Origin of the sequence: Neobacillus solisequens (assembly GCF_051233465.1) — a bacterium.
Taxonomy (GTDB): domain Bacteria; phylum Bacillota; class Bacilli; order Bacillales; family Cytobacillaceae; genus Neobacillus.
In genome coordinates, this window is the sequence record NZ_JBKFGJ010000049.1 from 1 (window position 1) to 652 (window position 652).

Here is a 652-nt window from a genome sequence, read left to right on the forward strand (position 1 = left end):
TTATGGGTACCGTCGAATCACGAAAGAGTTAGAAAAAAGAGGTTTCCGTCATGACCCAAAGACCATTAATGGTCTGATGAATGATATGGGTTTAAAATGTATGGTACGTATGAAGAAGTTCAAATCTTATAAAGGAAATGTTGGAAAAACAGCTCCCAACCTATTAAATTGCGATTTCACTGCCGAAAAAATGAATGAAAAATGGGTTACCGACGTCACAGAATTCCACCTGTTCGGTGAGAAGCGTTACCTCTCTCCTGTACTAGATTTGTGTAATGGGGAAATCATTGCTTATAGTGTAATGAAACGCCCTGTATATAAATTAGTAAATGACATGTTAGACCAAGCGATTGAACGTCTTCAGCCAGGGGACCATGTGATACTTCATTCAGATCAAGGTTGGCATTATCAAATGAGACAATATCAAAAAACACTAGAACAGCACCAGATTACACAGAGTATGTCTCGAAAAGGTAACTGTTTGGATAATGCCGTCATGGAAAATTTCTTTGGCTTATTAAAGTCCGAACTCCTTTATCTACAGGAATTTGATAGTATAGAGCATTTTGAGCGGGAATTAGCTGATTATATTCACTATTACAACCACAAACGAATGAAGGCGAAATTAAAAGACCTAAGTCCAGTCGAATAC

The 652-nt window shown here is 37.6% G+C and carries 1 protein-coding gene; it reads left to right on the forward strand.

The genetic code is table 11. The features are described from left to right. On the forward strand, positions 1 to 652 hold a 652-nt coding region (locus tag ACI3K6_RS23470), incomplete at both ends, for an IS3 family transposase (RefSeq protein ID WP_435556731.1).